Origin of the sequence: Metabacillus arenae (assembly GCF_014773385.1) — a bacterium.
GTDB lineage: Bacteria > Bacillota > Bacilli > Bacillales > Bacillaceae > Metabacillus_D > Metabacillus_D arenae.
Genome location: NZ_JACXAI010000015.1, coordinates 1 through 25,261, shown reverse-complemented (window position 1 = coordinate 25,261; position 25,261 = coordinate 1). Strand labels below are relative to the sequence as shown.

Annotated in this window: 20 protein-coding genes, 1 tRNA gene and 1 riboswitch; of the genes, 8 read left to right on the top strand and 13 right to left on the bottom strand. The window is 36.7% G+C overall.

Annotated features, from left to right (window positions below; genetic code table 11):
• Nucleotides 1-139: 139 nt before the first annotated feature.
• Complete coding sequence (locus IC621_RS12390) at nt 140-277, bottom strand: hypothetical protein (RefSeq protein ID WP_191158630.1); 138 nt, start codon at nt 275-277, stop codon at nt 140-142.
• A 155-nt stretch (nt 278-432) separates the two neighbouring features.
• On the bottom strand, nt 433-1,116 hold the full coding sequence (locus tag IC621_RS12385) for a DUF421 domain-containing protein (RefSeq protein WP_191158629.1): 684 nt from the start codon (nt 1,114-1,116) through the stop codon (nt 433-435).
• Between the two features lie 733 nt (nt 1,117-1,849).
• On the opposite strand from IC621_RS12385, the gene IC621_RS12380 reads away from it, so the two are divergent.
• A complete protein-coding gene (locus tag IC621_RS12380) occupies nt 1,850-3,043 on the top strand; it encodes a glycosyl hydrolase family 28-related protein (protein WP_191158628.1) in 1,194 nt (397 codons plus the stop codon).
• A gap of 226 nt (nt 3,044-3,269) precedes the next feature.
• Here the strand turns inward: IC621_RS12380 and IC621_RS12375 are convergent, their stop codons facing one another.
• Together IC621_RS12375 and IC621_RS12370 are read right to left on the bottom strand one after the other, a co-directional pair.
• Entirely contained in the window at nt 3,270-4,220 is a 951-nt protein-coding gene (locus IC621_RS12375) for an acetylxylan esterase (RefSeq protein ID WP_191158627.1), read from the bottom strand.
• Nucleotides 4,221-4,374: 154 nt separating this feature from the next.
• Nucleotides 4,375-5,238 carry a sugar phosphate isomerase/epimerase family protein gene (locus IC621_RS12370; protein ID WP_191158626.1) on the bottom strand — a complete coding sequence of 288 codons (864 nt, stop codon included), beginning with the start codon at nt 5,236-5,238 and terminating at the stop codon, nt 4,375-4,377.
• A 605-nt stretch (nt 5,239-5,843) separates the two neighbouring features.
• Here IC621_RS12370 and IC621_RS12365 point away from each other — a divergent pair.
• The 3 genes from IC621_RS12365 to IC621_RS12355 all read left to right on the top strand — a co-directional run bounded on the left by IC621_RS12365 (nt 5,844) and on the right by IC621_RS12355 (nt 7,408).
• Entirely contained in the window at nt 5,844-6,254 is a 411-nt protein-coding gene (locus IC621_RS12365) for a VOC family protein (protein WP_191158625.1), read from the top strand.
• Nucleotides 6,255-6,720: 466 nt separating this feature from the next.
• Entirely contained in the window at nt 6,721-7,029 is a 309-nt protein-coding gene (locus IC621_RS12360) for a hypothetical protein (RefSeq protein ID WP_191158624.1), read from the top strand.
• Nucleotides 7,030-7,078: 49 nt separating this feature from the next.
• Complete coding sequence (locus IC621_RS12355; protein WP_191158623.1) at nt 7,079-7,408, top strand: hypothetical protein; 330 nt, start codon at nt 7,079-7,081, stop codon at nt 7,406-7,408.
• Between the two features lie 549 nt (nt 7,409-7,957).
• Here IC621_RS12355 and IC621_RS12350 read toward each other — a convergent pair.
• Nucleotides 7,958-8,263, bottom strand: coding sequence for a hypothetical protein (locus IC621_RS12350; RefSeq protein WP_191158622.1), 306 nt, complete (start codon nt 8,261-8,263; stop codon nt 7,958-7,960).
• A gap of 384 nt (nt 8,264-8,647) precedes the next feature.
• Between IC621_RS12350 and IC621_RS12345 the strand changes: the two genes are divergently transcribed.
• From IC621_RS12345 to IC621_RS12335, 3 genes are all read left to right on the top strand, one after another.
• Nucleotides 8,648-8,872, top strand: a complete 225-nt coding sequence (locus IC621_RS12345) for a helix-turn-helix domain-containing protein (RefSeq protein WP_191158621.1) — start codon at nt 8,648-8,650, stop codon at nt 8,870-8,872.
• Nucleotides 8,873-8,882: 10 nt separating this feature from the next.
• Entirely contained in the window at nt 8,883-9,023 is a 141-nt protein-coding gene (locus IC621_RS12340) for a hypothetical protein (protein ID WP_191158620.1), read from the top strand.
• A 762-nt stretch (nt 9,024-9,785) separates the two neighbouring features.
• Entirely contained in the window at nt 9,786-10,361 is a 576-nt protein-coding gene (locus IC621_RS12335; RefSeq protein ID WP_191158619.1) for a hypothetical protein, read from the top strand.
• Nucleotides 10,362-11,472: 1,111 nt separating this feature from the next.
• Here the strand turns inward: IC621_RS12335 and IC621_RS12330 are convergent.
• The 5 genes from IC621_RS12330 to IC621_RS12310 form a co-directional block, all read right to left on the bottom strand.
• Nucleotides 11,473-11,545: transfer RNA gene (locus IC621_RS12330), tRNA-Val, on the bottom strand.
• 286 nt (nt 11,546-11,831) lie between these two features.
• On the bottom strand, nt 11,832-15,407 hold the full coding sequence (locus IC621_RS12325) for a heparinase II/III domain-containing protein (RefSeq protein WP_191158618.1): 3,576 nt from the start codon (nt 15,405-15,407) through the stop codon (nt 11,832-11,834).
• 371 nt (nt 15,408-15,778) lie between these two features.
• Entirely contained in the window at nt 15,779-17,752 is a 1,974-nt protein-coding gene (locus IC621_RS12320) for a TRAP transporter permease (protein WP_191158617.1), read from the bottom strand.
• Nucleotides 17,739-18,269: a DUF1850 domain-containing protein gene (locus IC621_RS12315; protein WP_191158616.1), complete on the bottom strand. Its 531-nt coding sequence runs from the start codon at nt 18,267-18,269 to the stop codon at nt 17,739-17,741. Before IC621_RS12315 ends, IC621_RS12320 begins: the two co-directional genes overlap by 14 nt.
• 221 nt (nt 18,270-18,490) lie before the next feature.
• Complete coding sequence (locus tag IC621_RS12310) at nt 18,491-19,483, bottom strand: TAXI family TRAP transporter solute-binding subunit (RefSeq protein WP_224752495.1); 993 nt, start codon at nt 19,481-19,483, stop codon at nt 18,491-18,493.
• A gap of 652 nt (nt 19,484-20,135) precedes the next feature.
• Here IC621_RS12310 and IC621_RS12305 point away from each other — a divergent pair.
• Nucleotides 20,136-21,743 (top strand): alkaline phosphatase D family protein, encoded by a 1,608-nt coding sequence (locus IC621_RS12305; RefSeq protein WP_191158615.1) that lies wholly within the window; start codon nt 20,136-20,138, stop codon nt 21,741-21,743.
• 588 nt (nt 21,744-22,331) lie between these two features.
• On the opposite strand, the gene metC is transcribed toward IC621_RS12305, so the two are convergent.
• The 3 genes from metC to IC621_RS26480 form a co-directional block, all read right to left on the bottom strand.
• On the bottom strand, nt 22,332-23,516 hold the full coding sequence (gene metC / locus IC621_RS12300) for a cystathionine beta-lyase (protein ID WP_191158614.1): 1,185 nt from the start codon (nt 23,514-23,516) through the stop codon (nt 22,332-22,334).
• Nucleotides 23,503-24,627 carry a methionine biosynthesis PLP-dependent protein gene (locus tag IC621_RS12295; protein WP_191158613.1) on the bottom strand — a complete coding sequence of 375 codons (1,125 nt, stop codon included), beginning with the start codon at nt 24,625-24,627 and terminating at the stop codon, nt 23,503-23,505. The genes metC and IC621_RS12295 overlap by 14 nt, the downstream gene beginning before the upstream one ends.
• A 92-nt stretch (nt 24,628-24,719) precedes the next feature.
• Nucleotides 24,720-24,841: riboswitch (SAM riboswitch) on the bottom strand.
• Nucleotides 24,842-25,077: 236 nt separating this feature from the next.
• Nucleotides 25,078-25,261 (bottom strand): hypothetical protein (locus IC621_RS26480; RefSeq protein ID WP_224752494.1); only part of this gene is annotated, 184 nt, incomplete at its 5' end.

Here is a 25,261-nt window from a genome sequence, read left to right as displayed (position 1 = left end):
CTATTAACCAGCTGAAAGGATTCGAGGAAAAAGTTGGTTTCACTAAAACAAATCTTTTTCAAAAAATAGGTGATTCCTCAATTCGATTCGTTAGAATTTGCATTCGAGTGAAAACATAAGCAGTTTTATCAAGGTCTAACTATTCATATATTTCATCTGCATTTTCATATCTTAATTTTTCTGAAAGGATCGTATCCTTTTTGTCATTTTTGATTTTCTTCTGTTCTAACTTATGATCAATATTCATTTTGCTTTGATTTTTTTCCTTACCCTTCACAAATTATCATTCCTATACTCTGGCATGTTGGTCATCGCCTGGTTTTATCTTATTTTTACCATTCAAAATCTATATGTAATTTAAAAAGGGAGTTTCAAAAAAACGAAAAACTATTCTGCTTAAAATTATTATACTATCCCTGATTATGGAACGAATTATATTGATCCCAGATTTCCTTTCCCATCATCGACTTTTAATGAATGATTGGTATCTCGAACCGACGCATAAAAAATTGTATTCAATTTTGAATACCCAGCCGCTTCAAGTTCTTTTCTGAGCCATTTTTCATCCTTATTGATTAATTTCAAATTATGAAACTGGATGTTCCCCTCGATGACAACAGCAAGCGGCAGCCCTTGATAAGTCACTTGATGGTCTAATAATTTTGGAGTTACTGGCAATGTGTCCTCTTTTGGCAAAACACTGATTTCACCGTTTGGTTCAAGAATAGCATACTGGATATCAGCAATATCAGGATATCCTTTATTTCTAATACTTGACACTAATTCCCGTAAAGACAGACGACTGGACTCTAAGTTCTTTTTGATCAACTTGCCATGTTTAATTAATATAGTAGGTTCTCCAATGACATATCGATTTAGCAAGCGATAAAGACTAAGCTTTGTCAAGACGATATGTACCACAATGACTATGACAATACCGATGACTGCTTGACTAACCCCCTTCACCTGAATGGGTTTAATAGCGAGGGTAATGATAAAAAATAATGCAGCTAAGTCATGGGGAGTAAATTGTGCTAAAGCTGATTTACCCATAAATCGAATAACGATAATGGTTAACAGTAATAGAAATATTAATGTTCCGATAAAAAAAAGCATCAAAACACCTCTATATATTGATACAGTGTTGTAACATGAGTGGTTCATACATATTTTTTACAATTTCTCTTTCATTGTACTGGATTATAGAATGGACACCGCTTTTTCATTAACCTATTGTTGGAAAGTTTGAATTCAAAATGGTTCCATGAAACTCTCCGAAATATTAATATCTGCCGCGTCGATATGCTTCAATATGAATACCATAACCCCTTCAAAATAAGTAAGTGAGTTTCTTAAGCAAAAACACCTTTTTATTGTATGGATACTTTTTGAAACTATACGTATGATAAATTCCCATTGCACGATATAGAGGTAAAGTCTACTTTTCCACATGATTGCAATTAATAAGACACGACAGCATTTGTTACATGCTAGAATTACATTGAATTTTTAAAAATCACTATGCCGGAGAAAGGAAAAGGGAAAAAGTTTGTTTAGATGATGCCCTTAAATGCAGGTCACAAATGCTTACACTCCAAACCGATATACCCCATGCTGCACGTTATTGGTCACTTAAGATGCAATAAACGATAGAAGTCAATTTCTCCAAGATTACAATGTTAATATTATTAATTTTTCAATAACAATTTTGAACATTTCACCTTCATCGATTGACCAATTCTTTTCCCTCCTATATCCTTATCGGAGAAACATGTTTTTTATCTTACTAAAATAAAATTGAATCAATGCTGGTATTGATACCAAATTCTAATCATGAAGGAGTTTCATAGTGGTTAAAAGAATCATTTTTTCATTTTTTGTTATTGTTGCTTCTTTTTACATATTTCCAACTCTCTTAACTGATGAAACGATCGTCATAAATGTAAAAAATTACGGTGCTAAAGGAGATGGAGTGTCCGACGACACAGCTGCCATCCAAAGCGCTTTAAAAGATGGAGCTGACAATAAAATTTATTTTCCAGAGGGTGAATATAAGATATCGAAGGAATTACATATTTCTGATAATACTGAGGTGTACGGGTCAAATGCCAAAATAAATGCATCAGCTGACTTAATAACGGTTATGAGAGTGAAGGGATCGAATATCATTATTCGTAATCTTACAGTGAACGGAAAGAAAACTGCCCTGCGTGGTATTACAATCGAAGAGAGCTCTAGTCGTGTCGTCATTTCGGAAAATGTCATTCAAAATTTCACACAACCAGAAGCCCGCTCCCTATCTCGCTTAACCGTAAGTGCGATAAGAGTAAAGGGCGGAACAAAAAACATCATAATGGATCAAAATTACATAGAGAATGTGATGGCTAGAAACCCTGTAAAAGGGTGGGGGCACTATGTGGCTAGAGGGATATTAATCCGCCCTGACAGTAGCAATCAGCCGGCTCCAAAAAATATTACAATCAGCAACTCAAGCATCACAAATATTGGCCCAAAAGATGATGGAGATGGAATTGTCGTACAAGGGTTTAAAGATAAAATTAATCTTAAAATACTTAACAATTCATTTTCATATACATATAAAAGAGCAATAAAGATACAATCTCCTGGAGTTCTGATTAAGGGGAATAAAATATATAATAACTTTTATCAAAACAATTTCTATACCACCTATCCAAATAACAACCTTCATGACATGTGGTCAGCTATCTCTATCTATGCTGATCATTCTACAATAGTTGATAACACGATCACTGGGGTTGGCCATTATGGAAGAATCATTGACGTGGCGAATGCAAGTCATATTAAAATAATAAAAAATCATCTGAAAAATGGACATAAAGGAACTGATAAAAATACATCTATAATAGCAATTACCTCTAATCATTCAAATGATGTACTTAAAGATTATACAATATTAGACAATACCTTAATAAACGCAAAGTATGGAATTTATACGAACAGTGATATTACAGATTTAAACGTCTGGAACAATAAACAAGTGAATATTAACAAAAACTTTTAGAAGCTTTCTATTTAAAGTATGAGGTTGAAAAAGAACTCTAAGCTTTTACTCCCCTTCTAATCACCAACATTTTAATAATAGTTGGCTTTACGAAGAAACCACAGCCTTTGCTGTGGTTTCTTCGTGTCAAAGGGAGGAAATATCTTTCCTAAACCATTTAATCCATAAAGCTTGCAGAAGGATAAGTTTTTTGTAAAAATGTATGAAAAAAATTTCTAAAATCCAGTTACAAATTCTCCCTAACAAACTGAATCAACTGATCGATATGCTCTTCTGTCCCTGGTGCATCATGGCCTGCATATGGATGAACAATCAATGTTTTTTCAGATGAGATATGATTATAAACGCCAAAGATTGTCTGGGGGGGACAGACAGGATCTTTTAAGGCAACTGAGATTCGAATCTTTTTTTGTATCCGGTTTGCAAGGTTGAGATTATCAAAGTAAGACAAGGTTTCTAAAACCTTGTCGACATACTTTGGGTTTTTGGCAAGATAAGTTTCAATAGCAGTAAGAGACCCTTCCATTTTTTGCTCGATGGCGAGCTCAATGTTACACATGTTTGGTACATCTGCGGCGAAGAGTTTAGGTCTGGAATCTAACGCAGCAACGGCTAAACTAATTCCCCCGCCAAAGCTTCCCCCGATAATGCCGACTCGTTCATGATTTATTTCTGGCCGATTCATGACAAAATCTATTGCTCTTTTTGAATCAGTATATACTTTGTAGTAATAATATTCTTTTTTATCAAGCAGTCCTTGAGTCGCCCATGAACCAGCATGCCCTGTCGTATAAACAGAGGATTCTCCTGTTTTTCCATGCCCTCTTGCATCCACAGCCAGCACAGCATAGCCCTGAATAAGCCAGTGCGTATATCTAGATGGAGAGCCTTTACTGCCGCCATAGCCATGAAAACAAATCAAACAAGGTAATGGATCAGGTGCTTTGCTTGGTAAAAGATAATAGGCTTGAATCGGTGTGCCATCTATTCCTTGATAAGTTACCTTATTCACGATTACTTCATTAATTGGATAATCCATTTGCTCAATAGTTTCTTGCAGGGGAGTCGAATTAGAGAGCTGGATTGCTGAATCCCAAAAATCATCAAAATCTTCTCGTTTTGTTAACATAGGTTTATAATTATTAAAATCAGAAATTGTTTGTTTATAACGATCCATATAGTTTCCACCTCATCTATATATTATTGACTGTCCCCTTCGGCAATTCTAGCAAAAATGCCCGGGTGTTGGTGAATCGGGCAAAAAATTTTACGTGTAAAGATCGTTTTAACATGAAAACGGATTCAATGAGTAAAACAACTTCAGAAGAGCCTTATTTGCCATTCCAAATTCGCCGAATATTATCTAAACCAATTTTTATAGCGTTCTTACATTCTTCCATTCCTTCAAATTCTAAAGATATGTGCCCGTCATAACCAGAAGATTGCATAACCTTAACAATGCCCGGAATGTCAACATCACCATGGCCGACAATGGCTCCGCGTAAATAATTACCTGTTGTTGTCTGGAAAAATCCATCTCCTGGGTTATGGGAAAAAGGACGAATATAAAAGTCCTTAACATGCACCATTGATGCAATCGATAGATTCCGTATAACAGACGATAATGGATCTTCATCAACACATAGGAAGTTACCAACATCAAGTGTTGTCCTAAAATTATCTCTATCTACTAAATGAACGATTTTATTGACACGATCTGCATGCTGCACGTGATAACCATGATTTTCAATACTCGTTATTATCCCATATTCCGCGGCATAATCTGCAATTTCCTTGCAAACCTCTACAATAATCGGTAAATCCCTTTCAAACTGAATGATTGAAGTATTGTTCCGAGGCCTTGAAGCAACATCATGGCGCATCCTCTTGACACCAAGCCTATTTGCGATATCAACCTGCCTTTTTAAATTTTCAAGTTCATCTTGAAACTGACGTTCATTTTTATCAACAAAATTTGCCTCTACTGCATAATTAGAAATTTCGATTCCCACTTCTTTTGTGTGTTTAACAATATCAGCGATTAATGAGTCATTGTCATCTAACGTAAATCCTATAGGAACAATTTCAATATGCTCCCCATTATTTGCTTTTATCCAATGAATAGCATCTACAATCGTCATTTCCCCAGATTGCAGTGCAGAATAAAAGCTATATGAGCTGACTCCTAGTTTCATTTAAATCCCCCTGGTATCCCGTTTTTTGAAATTTCAGAATTAAAGAGATATACTTCTTCCTTATAAAAGACTTGAACTTCCAAGACGCGTGTTTCCCTTTAATTCTACATAATTATTCCAATTCAAATCAATTATACCATCTGCATTCAGCAGCTGAAATACCTCTGTTAAATCTTTTCAATTCATTTTCACTAGTTAGGACAAATTTAATATTAAGTGTATTCTGAGATTTTTCATGATGAGCTCCATTATGTTTTCTTAAGCAAAAGACTTATTACCATTTTATGCTTATTTATGTTAGAAAATATAAATTTAACATTGACAAAGGGAACGTTTGTTCCTACAATAAAAGTGATACGGGTCCGAAGGAGGAATGAAATGAGGAGCTGGTCTTAAAAAGTACATATTGGGCCAATTGATCATGCTTGGGTCTCTTAACAGAAAAGCTTATGCCTCAGGTGATGGAATACTCCTAAAAAACTGGAAGTGTTTAAAATTTATAACAAGCAAAGTAGTTGTGACTTCGTTCATTGAGAAAAATGTTACTAATGCAATTAGATTGGTTATCATTAAAAAATATTAAAAATGTAGAAGGAGTGTTGAAAATGAAACATCAAGCAACGCCATATCTTACGTTTAACGGGAATGCCAAAGAAGCATTAGAGTATTATAAGGAAGTATTTAATGGCGAAGTCTTAAATATCCAAACCTTTGGTGAGGCAGACTTTCCAACTCCACCAGAAGCAGATGAAAGAATCATGCATGCTCAATTTAAAAAAGGCAGTTTATTTCTCATGGCATCTGATACATTTTTAGACCATTCAGTAGAGATCGGCACTAACGTTTCATTAGCTCTTGAATTAGAAAGTGAAGAAGAAATTCAAAAATACTACGATGCTTTAAGTCAAAAAGGTACAATCCTAATGGAACTTCAAGATACATTCTGGGGAGCAAAATACGCTAAAGTCAAGGATAGCTTTGGGATCATTTGGGATTTGAATTATACCAAATCTTAAAATCATCGTAAGTCAAATAATGTATAGCCTCTTAAGCTGTATAAACTAAAAAGCATTGCCTGAAATTCTATTAAGACCATTCATCCTATCTTAGATGTAGGCTGAATGGTCTTTCTTTGTGGTCCTGGATATTTAGGTTCAGGTAGATGATTAACATTGTTGTTCTCAGGGCCTCCTGGCTCCACCTGTACCTAGGTCATTAGCCTTTCTGCAAGAAATCGAGTTTTAGATTCTTGAGATTTCCTCCTAAGTTTAATCTCTGATTCCTCTTTGGAAGATAGAAAATTAAATGAATGTTGAAAAAGATTAAGTTTTTGGACTGGTGAAATACCAACTATTTTTATTTTCCTTATCTTTTTTATTATTCTTATGTTTTCAAAATCAGGCTAATCTTCCAAGTCAATAATCTATTCAATTTTTATAGATACACATATACTATTACAAACTGAAAAGGAGTGATGAGGAAATGGGAGATTATAAAGAAAAAAATTGTCATTCGGATGACGATCAATCCAAAAACTTGAGCAAATCTAAATCAGATAGTCATGCAAAAGCAGATATTGACTTTGATAGCAAAATTTTTTCAAAAAATGATAACGATCTAAAAAACGACAACAAATTAAAAAATCTCGATGAAAACAAAAATGTTAACATCGCTAAAGTCTTTGATAGTGGAAATTCTAAAGTTTATGTTGATATTGACATTGATTCTGACTCTAAAGCAAAAGTACGTGCTCATTCTAAATCTGATTCTGATTTGGATCTAGATAAATAATTCAGGTTTGAATTGAAATTAATATGTACTAAATAAGTGAGGAAACTGTATGGGAAATTCAAATTATGAACAGAAAGTAACAGACCTTTTATCATGGGGAAGAGAAAACTACGATGAGCGTATATCAAATACATCGCACATGAATAATAGCGGTAATTCTGATGTAGATGTCAATGTAAACGTCCTAGTTGATGTTATGCCAATTGCATATGCAATACTATGTTCATCTTTGGCAAAAAATGAAATGTCCATTCAAGAATTTGATAAAGCTATACAAAAGCTTGAAGAGTTGACAAAGAAAAATAATAGACCCAAAACTATTTACGATGAAAATGATATAAAAAAAGTGAAGTGCTGCAAACGGAGAAAACATAATTAACAGTGAAAAGGGCAGGTAATCTGCCTTTTTTACATCAAAAATAAAAAACCCTAGAACGGTTTATCCTCTAAGGGTTTTGTGTATGATTCCCACTGGTCTCGAACCAGCGACCTCCACCCTGTCAATGTAAGTTATTCATAATGACTAATACAGATCGTGTTCGATTAAGCCCGATATCATAGCTTTTCCCATAGGATAGAATATGCTCCATTTTATAAAATTGGGGACAGTTTGGCTGATTGTGTCCCAGTTTGTCCCCACTACCATAAACACCACCATACCCATACTGATTAGTACACTAATTCGAGTTATTTTGTCGATCTCTTAAGATTCCTAATATTTGTTTAGATATATAAGTACTTCTCTTTTATTTTAAAATAGAATAACATCTACATTATCTACATGATCTACATAGGCCTTGATATATCAACGTTGCTATTTTTATAAGTCTGATATAATCCGGCATTCACAAAACACTTATTTAAGTGACTCTTAGCCTTATGACGTTTAATAAATTCATTAAGCATCCCATAACCCTCCTATATGATTTTAAATAGGACCCAAATTATGAAGCTGAATGTACCAACAGGAAAAATAACACGGGTTATCGACATTCTCAAACCCACTTTTAGCTGCGTTCACTTCAATTAGGTGTGAAAGTATGCCTAAAGCTCCTGCACCTAATACAAGGGCATACAGTCCTGTCATCTGAGGTGACATATTAAAAAAACTTTCTATGGACATACCAGGCAACAAAGAATATAAAATAGGAGTATAAGGTTGTTCTTTTAGGGGTATCGCTTGCCGGCGCATAAATTCTCTAAAAGGTATAACCTCTGTTTTTTGTTTGAACATTTTTATTCCCCCTATCTCTTTCCTATCTCTTTCCTTTCTCTCCCTCGCGCTTTCTCTCATTCCTATCTCTCACCCTTCTAAGTTCTTAACATGTTTTCTTTTTCTTGCATAAACAATGTTTCTACTTGTACAATTGCAGTAACGATACATAGTTGAATCTATTACGGAATTGATTTTCAAAACATATGAAATCCTGTATAGAAATATTTGCTGCACGTTTTCTGCTGTTTTTATTTCGTGTTATAAGCCTATGTCATACCGCTTGTCCATGTTTCACCAATTAGTAAAATATTTTTTTAATAGCTGGCGAAACTATTTTGAATAGGTTGTCTAACTCTTGTCGATAATGCTTGTAAATAACAAGTATGAAAGGGAGATCCTGCAATGTGGGGAATTGGCAAAAAACGCAGTAAAGTTGGAAAATTTATAGATAGGCATGGATATACTCAGGAGGATTTATGCAAGGCTGCTATGATCGGAAGGAATACAGCAAGCCGAATTTGTTCCGAACCCAATTACTCTCCAAGTATGAGCACGATTAAAAAAGTTATGAAAGCAATAAGAAAGATAGAACCAAACGCTAAAGCGGACGACTTTTTTGATATGTGAAGGAGGATATATGAAGGTAACTTTTATAAAGGGACCTAATTTTGAACAGACAGAAAAAGAAGCTTATAAATATTTATATAAAATTTTACGTAAACAAGTGATGGAAGATTTGCGAATGAAGATGAAAAAAGATCAAAAAGACAACAAATAGACCTTAAGTCAAATGCAAAAATTAATGTTTTTTTGGATATGTGAGGTGAATTTATTGAAAGTGACTATAATCAAGGGGCCACATACTGAAGAAAACATACGAAAATGTTACCACTACATACTAAAACTTTATCGGGCAAAACAAAGGAAGTTAGAAGAAGAAAAAAGAAGTAAACAATGACCTCTCAGATTAGTCTGTATGAGGTTATTTTTAATTGGTCAATGGGGTTCAGCGTCCAAAAAACTCCTTACAGACCTTTTTTCAAGCTTATGATTAAGGTCTAAATAAAGTTTAGGGCAAATGAATATTGATTCTCTTTCAAAACCGACTAATCGTAGCTTGATAACTCAATGGATAAGGTAATTACGTAACAAAAAAAGAGTGATTTTATCACCCTTCTTGATCAATCTTATTGATTTAAAAAATGAAATTTTGTCCTACAAAAAATATTAAACAAAGTAATAAAAAGCCTGTAAAATCCATGACTATATCTTTTTTTGATGGTTTTCTAAATATAAATCCTGAAATAAAAAGTCCAGCTGCCATGATATAAAGCCAAATCGAAAGTTTTGTTACCGAAAAGAAACCAATACAAATTGCTACAACTACCCCTATCAACAATAGTTCAGTTTTATTTTCCACTTTACGAAAAATGGTAATCAACTCCTAATTCCGTTAAAAAAATGTTTATTTTCCATGAAATTTAGTATATCATAATATTTGGTATTACTAAAAACCACATTTTTCTATTGGAGGTAAGAAATGAAAAAGATCGCAACATCTATCTTAGCAACCGTCGTTTTAATTGGTAGTAGTGCAACTTTGCTACCACCAAAAACTCAAGCAATGGAACCAGTAAGTCCAACAGTAGAGAAAGAAGTAAATCCTCAAGTAGATTATACTACCGTGTCAGATTCCGCAAAAGTTATTTCAAAAGAAAGTCAAGTACTATTGAAAGAGGAAGTTCAAGGCTCTGGTGATCATACCGCTTTTGTTAATGTTCCCGATGGTCCTGTTTATACTTGGGATTATGTAGGAACTACTAAGGGTAATAATGTGTTTTATAACGAATCAAGAAGTTGGCTTTCTAAAGCCCTTATGGCTGGCATTTCTGCAACTATTGTAGGACAGATAGGAACTGCATTTTGGGCAGGTGTAGCAGGGTATGCTATGGGTTCAGTTAAACTTCCAAAAGATAAAAATTATTGGTGGAAAGTTAAGAAATGGATGGATAGTGATTCAAAATACTATTATTTCAAATATGAAATTAAAATCTATTCAAATTCTTCAAGAACCAAATTAGTAGATTCATATTTTACTATTGAAAGAGCATCATAGTACTCAACAAATGGGAAAAGGACTCGTTATCGAGTTCTTTTTTTAAGGAAAAAACTCAATACAAAATGTTATGTAAAAAAACGACCCTGCAATTTTGCTGAGTCCGTCAATGTTTTTAAAAAAAAAGCACCAAAAAGGATGCTTAATCAGGAATATAATCATCGAAAGTTATTTTCTTTTCGAATCGTGCTTTACAACACCCCAAGGTGACTTTCCCACTGAATCACTTAAAAACTCAACCTCTTTAATTTTTTTAGTATTTTTCTAAGCATTCTGAACAAAGGTGTTTTTTTCTTATTTTTCTTAAGATAAATCTATAGAATTCGCTTTTATGGTCACTATCAAGGTTAACTATGGAAGTCATCTCCTTCCCCGCGTGTATCGTGTCAAATAAATCCTATCCTTGCGCGTTCGTGTTACAAAAACTCGTTTTAAAACCTCATATTACATTGTTTTATAAACTCCCTATCTCTTTTGGCCTGTAAATCAACCAATTTACTTTTAAGATAGGCAAATGTTTTATAGTGCATGTTTTTAGGTTTGAAATAAGGAATCTCATTAACGTTAGGATTCTCAAGCCCTAACTTCCTCTGTAATCTCCGGATTTTTAAATAAAGATAATCAAGGGGATCTCCTGATTTCTGACATGTTAGATATGTTAATCCGTGACAATCGCGACAACAGAAGTATCTACCCAGGATATAAAGGCGGGATGTTCTTGTTTCGCAAGAAGGACAATTAAACCACAGTCTTTTCCCGTACCCAACTTTTGTTGAATCGATATTTGCCCTGGTAGTTATCTTTTTTTTGTCAGCATAGTAAGAAAGGATAATATGATCTCCTTTTGTTAACACTCTTATAGATTTTTTACCTTTATCCCACGAATAAGTTAAACTTTTTTCATTTAAATGATCCTTAAAATTCTGTATGTGTAAATGCATCGTTTCCTCAACTGTCCGTTTCCGAACTAACGGGCCCATAAAGCCATAAGCCCCACTCCCTAAACCGCCCATTTTAAGTCGCCATCTCGCGAGTAAACTCCTTCATCATAATCTGTCCTATAAATAAGAAAAACCCCTTTATAACAAGGGGTCTCGTGTTTCTGTACTAATGATTCCGACTGGTCTCGAACCAGCGACCTCCACCCTGTCAAGGTGGCGCTCTCCCAGCTGAGCTACGGAATCATGGTATGATACTGTTTAGCTGACAAAATCTATTATATGACGGGACTTGCGTTGAGTCAATAGATTTTTTGCAAAGCTTTTATTATTGCCCTTTTTTTCTAAATATATAAAATTAGCTCTAGCAGGATTGGATTGCATAAAAAAAGTATTGATCGATCAATGTACTTCCAATCTCATGATGAAAAGTTCAATTCTGAAGGCTGTCAGGATACGATAGTGCTTATTTCCCAGAAAATATTTCTTAGGTAAAAAAAGAAGACCACGATGAAGTGATCTTCTTACTATTTTATTTCTCACCTTTTGTCCAGTTAATATAAATATATCCATTTGAAGCTTTGACCTTTACTTTTTTCCCTTCAATTTGGTACTCTTCTATATCTTCCGCTTTTATGACCAATTCAATTGACTTTACCTTTGCTTTAGCCTTGATTTGGACTTTTTTATTCTTTTTCGTAATAGATAGTTGATCAAACTTGAAATTACCGTCTTCGGTGGTTGTTCGACTTATTAAAACTTCCCCGTTTTGCGCTTCACGGTTATAGTAGATATGATCTGTTCGATCCGGCAAGTGAATTTGCATTTCATTTTCATTAAGCTTAGTTGCTTGTATTGGATTCTCTCCTGATTTTAATGGTTGCAGAACAGTAGCAAAGTTAGCTTCATTTCCAGAAATTCTTTGGATAACCATCGGGATTTTGACATTTGGCTCTGTTGAAGGTCCAGGTCCGTTGCCAACGATCACTTCAGATTCTCCTGTCGGCATAGAAATCATATGAAGACCTTTACCACTTTCTTTCATCCATGTACCTTCCCATATCTCTGAAGTTACCGCACTCTTTGGTTCGGCAATATGCTGATATCCATTTTCAGTGCCTACTGGTTGCTGTCTAGGAGAAAGTGATAGATTTGTTGTATATTCCCCTAATCCATGTAAGGATAAATCATATTGATGAACTTTTGTGCTGTCCCCTGCATGGAACCAATCAACGATATAGTTTTGGTCGGCAAGCACCGCTCTTTCATAAGTGACACCTGGATAGGCTTCCGGTACACCAGCCTTCATAAAGCCGAATCCTGGTTCATGGAACGAAAGCTGCAGTTCTCCTTCCACTTGTTCTTGTGAGGTACCATCTACTGTGACTGTGTTATGGCTGATTGTTTGTTTATACCACTCTCTAAAAAGGTTGTGTATATAAGTTGGCGTTCCAAAGTCAGGTGCCAACATTTCCCCTTCCCCAAATAAGTCAAGGTGAAGTTTGTCTGGATGACCATGGGAGCCTCCATATGGACCATAGTCCATCATGGCAAATGTTTGATCAGCCGCTTCTCCTTGTCTTAAAATCGTCTGACCAATTCCTTCAAAATTTTGTCCGGCGATAGTTGGAAGTGGAGTTTCAGGTATCCTGTCTATTCCATGGAAAAGAGCAAACCTGCCTTCTCTCGGATTTAATTCATACTTTTTACTCAAAATAGCTGCAAGGCTGCTTTCCTGATAAACACTGTAGGCCCCTTCAAACTCATGATTACCGTTTTCCTCAACCAAATCTATTAATGAATTTCCGTAGCGGCCCCCATCATTGTTGTGAGGCAGAGTCAAGTTGGGATAAGCATATTGCAGCGGCGTGGTGAACATCTTTTTCAAGTTAGGGTGGCTGTAAAGATCATATCCCCAATTGCCGCCTGCTTCTGCAAGGAAATTAAGCGCACGTAATGTGTACATATGATAGGCAATCGACCCTTCCCACCAAAAACCGTCACTTAATACACCATTATTCATTAAATAGTTGAAACCCCGGTCTCCGTTAATTGCTTTTTCTAAGAAGTTTTTATCACCAAGTGTTGCCCCAACCATCCCGATGGCCGCATCATGCCATGCTTGCCAGTTTGATTTCGTGTTGTCAGCATTACTTAATGTATTTGCTGATAACCGCAGCAGATTTAATTCGATTTTAGCCTGTTCTGTATCAGTTAACAAACCGCTGTCAAGAATCAGGTCATAGGCGTTGGCAAGCTCTACCATACTCACCGACTCATCAAGTGACTGCCAATGAAGCTTCCCTTTCCTTGCCTGCAGCTTGTAGTTAGGATATATGTTGGCATAATCCAATAAAACAGCTTTAATCTTTTCGGCATAGCGTTCTTCCCCGCTAAGAGCATAAGCTGTTGCCGTATCTCTTAAGCCTTCAATTATGTCATTGTGACGATAGTACCGCCAGCCTGCATCATATGAATATCCAGTATAATACTTATCTTCTGACGGACAATAATGACGGTTTGGACTATCAGGATTGTATTCTAATTGTTCATGATCCCCGCAGCGGAACCACATGCCATGACCGCCTGGAAGATCGGGTACGGTGGTATTTTTCAATACATATTGATCTGCCTTTTGAATCAATTTTTCATAGTATGTTTTCGCCCATTCTTCTGATTGAATCCTTTCTTTTGCTCGAGTTAATTCGTCTTTTGAGACAAGTGAATTTGGATTTTCATGAGAGGACTTATTCCACTGAACTATTTCATAGGAGAGTGTCATAGATGGTTCTTTGTTCAAGGTTAGTTCTGTATTAATAGGAATGTTTATTTCTTTTTTGGTACCTGGCTGTTCATCTGCCTCGATGTTGACTGAGAACGAAATTTCTTTCTTTTCTCCAGGTTGAAGCGTCCCTTCTATAGGACTAACCGTTACTTTGCCGGAGAGCTCTTCAGGAATATCAAATTTAAAGGTACCAGGCTTTGTTGTTTGGTTCGTAAACGATGTGACATAATTCAATGTATCCATTTGGACGGCAGCTTGCTTGTGAATAACAGCAGGATTGATATAGAGTGGTTCTTTTACAAGTTTCATGGCGTCAAAATAGACAACCGTTTCCGGGTCAGGATTTGCAGTTGCAAACCATTTGGAATGGAATTTTAATAGATCAATTTGGTCAAAGCCGAGCGGCTGATAGGATGGTGAAAAGTCATCTTTATAAAGCTTAACCTGCTTCCATCCACTCCAGTCGACGTTGATGCTGGCAAGATAGTAATCGTAATTTGTTGTTTCCGGATTGTCTGAGCCCAAAATGGTGTAAATATCTGTTCCTGTAGCTTTTTCTGAATAAAGCCAGAATTCCAAGTAATCGTGGTGGCTCCAATCTTTTGGTATGGTTCTAGACTGTACTACGGTTTTTTTGTCCAGTTCCGACCATTTACCTGATTTGGCTCCTTCTTTTACATGTGTTGTATCTGCAGTGAGTGATGTCCATTTACTTATGTCCTCGAAACCATCGACAGGCAATAAGCCAAGATCAGCAAGTTTTGAAATTTCCATAGAGTCAAAAATAAGTTCTGTTTCCGGATCAGGTGTTTCTCCTTGCCATGAAGTGTGGAACTTAATCATGTCAATCTTACCAAATCCAGCCGGTGTTCTTGATGTCTTAAATGTATCAAAAGGAATCGTAACCTTTTTCCAACCTTCCCAGTCAGCTATCATGGTAGTGGAATAGTAATCAAGTCCCACTGTCTGTTCATTATCGGAATAAAGAATTAAATAGATTTTGCTTCCGGTGGCTTTTGCTGAGTGTGCCCAAAATGTTAAAGCATCATGATTGCTCCAATTATGTTCGAAATCTTCAGTAAATACAGTCTTTAAATAGCTTCCTGTTGTGTCATTGTATATTTCCCAGCGCCCTGCCTTACTGCCTTCCTTTACAAGTCCTTCTTCAGGCTTTAACCCTTTCCAGGTGTCTTCCTGTTCAAAATCTGAAATCATTAATGGTCCGTTTGTTGTGCTTTTTTTCATAGCAATCAAATCCTTTGGAAAAAATAGACCTATACACCATAATAACACAAATAACAATAAGATTTTCTCTCTTTGCATCTTTTTTCCCCCTTCACTAGTATTATTATCCTTATGTTGGACCGCACGACTAGATAACTATACTTATAATTTGTATGCGCTTACATTCTATTATAGTACCAATAAAACTTTTTTAATAGGACAAATTATTCTTTTTATAAATATTTTTTAATTCATAATTCCTATTTTCCTTGAAATATCAATCAAAATAACCATGATAAATACATCAATAATCAAACAAAAAAAGGGATTCGCATAGTAAAATGTGAACCCCTTTATCATATAAGAAACATATTTTCGTGTATTTAAGCTCTAAGTGGTATAGAGTGATTTTCTTGATTTCGTCAAGTGCCTGCCTATCCCCTTAAGTGGGACGCACAGCATTTTTCTGATTATGCTTGTAATGATTTTACTGGCTGATCTTTTTTATATTTCCACAGGTACTGAATAGCTAATAATGCGACAAAAAAGCCTAAACCTATATAGTCTGATATTGCTCCTGGATAAATGAGCAGTAAGCCTGCAACTACTGCCACGATTCGTTCAACGATAAACACTTTTCTCATCCAGAAGCCTATAACACCCGCACTTATCGCAATCATCCCAGTAAATGCTGTGAATACTACCCAAATTACTTCAGTCCACGTCGTGTTAATCATTAATAATTCTGGAGAAAGGACAAACATGTACGGGATAATAAAGGCAGCAATCGCGAGCTTCGATGATGTAATTCCTGTTCGAATCGGCTCTCCTCCTGCTACTCCTGCGGCAGCAAAAGCTGCTAGTGCTACCGGCGGGGTAATATCCGCAATAATGCCAAAATAGAATACAAATAAATGTGCCGATAAATCTGGTACAGACAGCAAAATTAAAGCTGGTGCTGCGATCGTTGAAGTAATAACATAATTGGCCGTTGTCGGCGAACCCATTCCTAATATTAAGGAGGCGATCATTGTAAAGAACAATGTTAAGAGGATCTCTCCACCTGCTAAATCAATTAAACCATTTGCAAGTTTCAGTCCGAGACCGGTTTTTGTTACAATACCAACGATAATTCCTGCCGCAGCCGTTGCTGATGCAACAGATAAAGCCGTCCGGGCACCATCGACAAGGGCACCGATGATTTCAGCAAATCCCATCCGGATTTGCTTGTTTAAAAAGCCTGATACAATACAAAGTAAGATTGAATATAATGCTGCATGCATGACCGTTATCCCTGACATTAGAAGAACAACCACTGCAACAATTGGAAGTAATAGATATAGCTTGCTAAAGACTTCCTTTCGATTAGGCATTTGCTCTTTCGTTAACCCTTTTAATCCAATTCGTTTCGCTTCAAAATGAGTCATGATCCAAATGCCTGCAAAATATAAGACAGCTGGGATGGCAGCAGCTTTTGCAATATCCCAATATGTAATTCCTCCGCCGATGAATTCAACCATTAAGAAGGCTGCAGCTCCCATAATTGGAGGCATCAATTGACCGCCAGTTGATGCTGTTGCTTCCACTGCCCCTGCGAATTCTTTTCGATATCCAAGCTTTTTCATCATAGGAATGGTAAAAGATCCTGAGGTTACAACGTTTGCTACAGAGCTTCCAGAAATTGTTCCTTGTAGAGCACTTGAAAAAATAGCTACTTTTGCAGGTCCGCCAACGCTTCTCCCTGCAACAGCTACGGCAAGGTCATTAAAATATTGACCGACCCCTGTCTTAACTAAAAATGCGCCAAACAAAAGAAATAAAAATATAAAAGTAGAAGATACACCTAATGGTGTTCCTAATATCCCTTCAGTGGTAAAGAACATCGTTTGAACGAGTCTTTCAAGCGACAAACCTCTATGGGATAAAAATCCTGGCATGTACGGTCCAAAAAATCCATATGCGAGGAACAATACTGCAATAATTGTAATCGGCAAACCAACCGTTCTCCTTGTTGCCTCTAATACTAATATTACTGCAAGAATGCCGATAGAAAAATCAAGTGTGGATAGACGCCCGACTCCCATAACAATCGTTTCAAACATCACAGGCCAATAGGCACCTACTACAATACTTAATAATGCCAAGACACCATCATACCATGCTATTTGAAACTTGCCTGATTTCTTTTTTTTGCGATTAGCCGGAAATAAAAGGAATATTAAGGATAGAGCAAATCCTAAGTGGATGGAACGCTGAATTTGCGCTGTAAACACTCCGAAAATAGCTGTATAAACTTGGAATAATGAAAAAGTTAGTAAGCCAAAAAATACAACCCATCCTAACACACCTTTTAGTTTCCTCGTGCCGGCTTCAGGATCGTATTTCTCAAGTAATTCCTGCTGCTCTTCTTCTGACAATGTATTGAATTCTTTATCTTTCTCCAAATATATTCACTCCTTTCGCTTGCTGCAGTAGATTCATTTTCGTTTTTTTTATTCTAACCCAGCTTCCTGGCTCTATATAGTCCTTTAGAAATGCTTGTTTCCTATCATATTTCACCTTATGATTCGCAATGACTTGGCCTGTCCTTAAATCTATATGGTCAAACTTACGATTCATGTTAGAAATAATGTATTTTCCATTTTCTTGTTTGAATACTTCATTTTCTTCTGCTTGAGAAGGCATTCCTACTGCAAAATCCTCATATTCAAGCTTTTTTTGAACAATTTTACCTTCCTCAAGCAAATAGGATTCCTTTACATTTGATAAATGAATAGAATGCTTATATTCTATTTCAAATCGATCCCCGCTATTTACCGGAAAATAAGCAAGAATTTTAGAGGTATTCTGATAATAAAAAGCGACAACCCCTTTGTAAGGTATGAACAAAAAGAGAGCTAATAGAGAAGGAATGAATAAAAGCACGATGATATATTTATAGTGAAATACGCTTTTCTTCATTTAATACCTCCGTAAAACTACGAAAATCTCTGGGTGTCATGAACAACCGATGAAAACTAGACAAGCCTCAAAGGAAGATGAGTTTTCCCTTAATTTGAGGCATAGCATGTGAGATAACAACAGAGTTAGACGACAAGAGCTTGACTAACTTTTTTTCTCGGGTACAACGATAAAACGATAGACCAATGCTAAGCATCAGTCTATCAAATTGATTCTATTCATTATTTGATCCCTTTTTCATCAAAATACTTTTTCGCCCCAGGGTGTAAAGGAAGATCTCCAATTCCGTCTAAGGCTGTTTCAGCTTTGATGAAATCACCCTTTGCATTGGAAATGCTGTCTGTTTTCTCAAACAATGCTTTCGTCATGTTATATACTGTTTCCTCATCTAAATCATTAGATGCTACAAGCATTGCATTTACTGCAACTGTATTAACGTCTTCCTCGATCTTATATGTGCCTGCAGGTACTTTATCATTGGCATAATAAGGATAAGCCTCCTGCAATTCTTTCATTTTGTCATCCGCCAGAGGAACAATAACAACTTCTTCTTGCACAGATAAACTATCTACAGCTGCAGTCGGAGCACCAGCTGTTACGAAGGCTGCATCAATGCTGCCTGATTGAATTCCGTCAGTAGATTCATCAAAAGACAAGTTTTGATGCTTAATATCATTAACTGACATTCCATGAATCTCTAAAATTTGAGTTGCGTTAATGTTTACACCCGATCCAGGAGCACCGATAGAAACTGCTTTCCCTTTTAGATCTTCAACAGACTTAATACCGCTATTCTTCGTCGTTACGATTTGGATTGTCTCAGGATAAAGTGAAGCAACAGCACTTACATTGTCAACTGCTTTTCCTTCGAACATTTCTTTTCCTTCAACTGCGTATGTTGCGATATCTGTTTGTGAGAATGCTATTTCCGCATCGCCATCTTTAAGAGTCTGCATGTTTTCAGCAGAAGCACCAGACGTTTGGGCCGTAACACTCACGTTTGCTTCATTTCCCCAAAGGTTTGCAATTTCCCCGCCCAATGGGTAATATGTACCACCTGTTCCACCTGTCAACAAGCTTAATTCCTTGCTTTCGCCGCTTCCGCCTTCACCTGAATCACCTGATGCCCCTTCACTTCCACCGCCGCAAGCTGCCATCAGCATAGAGATTGCAAGTGTCATAGCCATTACAAAGCTTAAACGAAACCTTTTCAATTGAACTCCCCCTTTTTCTTTTTGAATAGTTTGAAAAGTAGCACATTAATATTCTAACATATTGTTACATATAATTGTCAATTGTTACATTTGTTTGAAAAATGTTGGACTGATCGATTTTTTACTACAAGTCTACTTTTATATTTCATAAATTAGCACAAAATTCTATTCAAATCTCATAAATACGAACTTATACACTTGAAGAGTTAATTAAGTTTAGTACTTAGCTATAACATAGAAAAAATTAATTTTTACCTATTTTTTCATTAGACAAGGCATATGAAGCTATCATAAATTATTTGTAAATTTCATAGAGAAATTTCGTATTAGTCCAAATGATATACTCCTATTTTTAAAATATAGTTAAAATAAACCGTCAATTTCCTTATCATGAGAATGAATGGATATTATATGGATAGTTATAGGAAAAAATAAATAAAACTTTAATCTTGCACTTTGATATTTTTGACAGTTCACTCAAAGAGTTTTGTAAAAATGTTAACCCAACAATATGAATTTATAAATGAAATGACGGAAAAATTAACTAAATATCCTTTCCATATTCTTTAGGTAAATTCGACGATTGCGGACCCGATTTTATGATATTTATATGGGTGTACAATTCGTATATCTTGCTAAAGGAGTGAAGGAAATGGATTTGGAAAAAATGATTAAGGACATGAATTCAAAAAAAATGAATCGCCGCACATTTATTGGGGCTTCTGGGAAAACAGCACTTGCAACTACGATTGGACTTACTATTCCTAATTCAATAATGGCAAAGGAGGCAGATGCATCCTTTAAATTTAGTGAATATCCATTTACTCTTGGTATTGCTTCCGGTGATCCTCTTCCAGACGGTGTTGTATTATGGACAAGGCTCGCTCCAAAACCAACGGCTGCAGATGGACTTGGCGGCATGCCTGACAAAAATGTTTTAGTGAAATGGGAAGTAGCAGAAGACGAAAAATTCAATAAAATTGTAAAGCGCGGAACAGAAGCGGCAATTCAAGAACTGGCTCATTCCGTCCATGCTGAAGTCCACGGTTTAAAACCGGGAAGAGAATATTTTTATAGATTTACAGCTGGAAATGAAACCAGCCCTGTCGGTAGAACAAAAACAGCTCCGAGAGGCAACATGCATGTGAAAAACTTGAAATTCGCAACAGCATCTTGCCAGGCATGGGTAGGCGGGCGATATGCTGCTTACCGCAATATGGCTCAGGAAGATTTAGATTTTGTCGTCCATCTTGGTGACTATATTTACGAAAAAAGAGATACCGAATCTCTTGCAGATTTTAGAAATCAACATGCTCTATATAAAACTTCTCCTGATTTACAAGCTGCCCATGCAGCGTTTCCGTTTATCGTTACTTTTGATGATCATGAAATCGAAAATAACTGGGCAAACAACATTTCACAGCCAGACGGTGAAGAGTCTAATCAAAACTTCCTTGAACTCCGCGCGGCAGCCTTCCAGGCGTATTATGAACATTTACCATTAAGACTTCGCTCAAAGCCTCATGGGACAAATATGCATTTATACCGTCAATTTACGTTTGGTGATCTAGCTGAATTTAACGTGATGGATACCCGCCAATACCGTGATGATCAGCTTCACGATGGTTTCCCTGGAGCTCCGCTTGATCCTGCTTCATCAGATCCTTCAAGGACGATGATGGGTTCAAAACAGGAAAAATGGCTTTACCGCAATTTAAAAAATTCAAGAGCCAGCTGGAACGTTCTTGCTCAGCAAACCATTATGGCCAGGTACGATTACGATACAGGCTCCGGTATAAGTGTAAATCACGACCAGTGGGATGGATATGATGCTGAACGAGACCGTATTTTAAACTTTATTAATAGACATAATATATCAAATCCGGTTGTCATAAGCGGAGATTGGCATTCAAGCTGGGTAAATGACTTAAAATTGGATTTTAATAATGCCGAATCTAAGACGATTGCAACTGAATTTGTCGGCACATCGATTAGTTCAGGCTGCGGATGGAAGGATGATGTTGAAGCATCACTTTCTGTAAACCCTCACGTTAAATTTTTTAATGGAGATCTGCGTGGATACGTTCGTTGTGAATTAACACATGATTCTTGGCGAAGCGACTATCGTGTTGTTTCATCTGCTAACAGTCTTGATGCTAAAGCTTATACAATGACATCCTGGGTCGTAGAAAATGGAAAGCCGAGTGCAGCTGAAATTGGCGTTTCCAAAGAGAACAAAACAGGTATCCTAGTGAAATGATAAAATTATCTAACGAGGACAACGTTACAAAATATAATTTAATCCATAGTTTCTGTAAATGCACTGAATATAAAAGATATTGTAATATTTGTCCTTTAAATCGTAATCTAGAAAATCATAATACTAGGATGACGGTGAACAAAAACTATTTAAATAGACATGATTTAAGTCTATTAGTATAAGATAAAAGAGGCATTTGCCTCTTTTTTTCAGTTAAGAAAATTTAAGTTAATTAAAGTATTAACGTGATAAAGAGTGGTATCTTTGTCCAGCTCCGAGTGCAATCCGCCCCTAGGTCTCAGGGTCAATCCCTGCCGGCTCGCCTTGTGCTTGTCGCCGATAGACGGGCGCTCTGCGCTTTTCGTTCTATTGTATGAATGAATTTATATGCTATTTCTTTAAGGATAAAACATTAGTTTTAAGACTTGAAGAGATCAGCGGTTCACTAATTGCCTTTCTTTATAGATCCCTTATATGTTATGAGCACTCCCCTCATTGAATGAGCTTTTTTACAAGTCCATTAACCTGAGGGTCTCAACAATCCCATTTTACTGAATTTCAGAAAAAAATACAGCAGCCAATTATAGGCTACTGTATTTTTTGAAACGTCTTTCGAGGGGAGAGCTTATTAAGAGCTTGTTTAAAATCCTCGATCAAATCTTCACAGTTTTCCAATCCTACACTCATCCTCAATAGTCCGTCTGTGATGCCTCGTTTTTCACGTTCTTCTTTTGGCATTGCAGCATGAGACATTCTTGCCGGATACGAAAGTATCGACTCTACTGCACCAAGACTTACCGCAAAAACAGGTATTTCTACGTTATTTACAAATGTTTTGACAGCTTCTTCATCGGCAAGCCTAAAGGAAAGTACTGCCCCATGCCCATTCGTTTGATAATGGTGGACAGCATGTCCGGGATGATAGGACAGTCCTGGGTAGTAGACAGCTTCGACTGCAGGATGTGTTTCAAGGTAGTTTGCCAGATCCATCGCTGAATTGCTCGATTGTTCTATGCGGACATGCAGCGTTTTTAATCCTCTTAAGACAAGCCATGCGTCTTGAACACCGAGAACGGCTCCAAATGAGTTTTGAAGCTTATAAATCTTCTGGCCGAGCTCTTCATCTTTCACAGCAGCTAGTCCTGCCAAAACATCACTATGCCCCGCCAAAAACTTCGTTGCACTGTGCAGCACAACATCTACCCCTAAATCAAGAGGGCGCTGCAATGCCGGTGTCATAAAAGTATTGTCAAGAAAAGTTAAGCAGTTGTTTGCCTTTGCAAGCTTGGTTACTCCTTCAATATCAGTAATTTTTAGTAATGGATTTGATGGAGTCTCCATATAAATGACCTTAGTATTTGGCCGTATATTAGATGCTACCTCGTGTAAATCAGTCATATTTACAAAAGTATGCTCAATCCCGAATCGGCTTAAAACCTCGGTGATCATCCGGTAGGTTCCTCCGTACACATCCTCTTGGACAAGCACATGGTCATCTTTTGATAAAAGCAGAAAAGCCGTTGAAATCGCAGCCATTCCAGATGAGAAAGCAAACCCTCTTGTACCGCCTTCTAAATCGGCAATCGCCTGCTCAAGTGCATCTCGAGTTGGGTTACCAGAACGGCTGTAATCAAATTTTCCGTATTCATCAAAATTTGTTTGGTGGAACGTACTAGCGTGCTGAATAGGTACGCTCACGCCCCCAGTAACAGGATCGAATTTATGATCATTATGCAAAAGCTTTGTCTGAAATGTCCAATTACGATTGCTCAACAGTTTCTGCCTCCTTTACTTTTACAAATGCCTGCTCCAAATCGGCAATTAAATCCTCTTCATGTTCTATTCCGACAGAAAAACGTAATAACCTATTGCATACTCCATTTTCAATCCGGACTTCTTCTGGGATATCCATATGTGTTTGTGTTGCTGGATAGGTCATCAAGCTTTCTACCCCGCCAAGACTTTCAGCAAATGTGATCGTCTGCAAGTTTTTCAGGAACAAATTCACCCATTCTTCCTTTAAAATCCGAAAGGAAAGCATTCCGCCTCTTCCTGGGTATAAAACATCTGTCACTTCTTCTTGTTCTTCTAAAAATTCAGCAATTGCCTTTGCATTTTTTTCATGCTGATTAATTCGCAGTGCCAGTGTTTTCATTCCGCGAATGAGCAGCCATGAATCAAATGGTGAAAGGACAGCTCCGATTGCATTTTGATGCTGAAACAGCTGCTCACATAAAGCTTTTCCTTTTGCTGTTACCAATCCGGCAAGGACATCGTTATGGCCGCCAAGATATTTTGTTGCACTGTGAATGACTATGTCAGCACCTAATGTGAGCGGTTTTTGAATAACAGGCGTATAAAATGTATTATCGACAATCAAGTATAGATTATGCTTTTTTGCTAGTTTAGCCAATTCTTCTATATTTGCTTCCTGCATTAGCGGATTTGTCGGTGTTTCTACGAAAAGAGCTTTTGTGTTTTCATTAATCAGCTTTTCCGCTTTCTCGATACAGGCAAAATCATCATAATGAAATTTCAACCCATATTTACGCCATTCTTGTTCAAATAAACGATATGTTCCGCCGTACAAATCAGCTGATACAATAAGTTCATCTTCGCTTTTGAAAAGAGCCATAATTGTCTGAATGGCTGCCATTCCAGAACTAAAGGCAAATCCTTGATCCCCTTCCTCTAAATCAGCAATCGCCTGTTCTGCGATTTGTCTCGTTGGATTTCCGGTCCTAACATAGTCAAAGCCTGTAGACTCCCCAATTCCATTGTGTCTATAAGCTGTTGTGAAATAGACCGGTGGATTGACTGCTCCAGTTGCTGCTTCACTGCGATTTCCGATTTGTGCTAGTTTTGTCTCGATTTGTCTACTCATTCTGCTCACCAACCTCAGGATATTTAAACGCTCAAAAAGATATAAAAAAGCCTTCCTCATAAGAAGAAGACTTTGGAATCTTAGAATGCTTCTTCTTATCTTTCAAGCACATACTTGCTGGAATTAGCACCTTGGTACGAAATAATCATTATTTCGCTTCGACCGGTTGCTGAGGCTTCACAGGGCCAGTTCCCTCTGCCTCTCTCGATAAGAGTTATATTGTTTTAAATATTCAAATTGTTCTTATCACTTTAACGTATAACTGTAGAAATTGCAAGAGGATTATTGTAAAAGTTTTATATCCTCTAAAATTTCCTTAAGCGGAGGATTAGATACACCATCAAATAGTTCATTTAGCGTATTCCTTTTTAATAAAAAAATAGAAGTGGTGTGGACTAACTCCTTCCAATTTAGCGGCTGGTGCCCTGAAAATTCGGATTAAAAAAAGATTCAATCTCTTACTGGCTGTAACCAGTCACAAACGGCTAGTTGAAATGTTGAGAAGTTAATAATGGACTTTGAAAACTTTTCTCGAATCGTATGAGTAAAATGTTTGTGGGAGGAAACGTACCTCTTCAGGATGACATGGATCGGTAGAGCCATGTCATCCTGAAGAGGCAAACAAGCGGAAGCG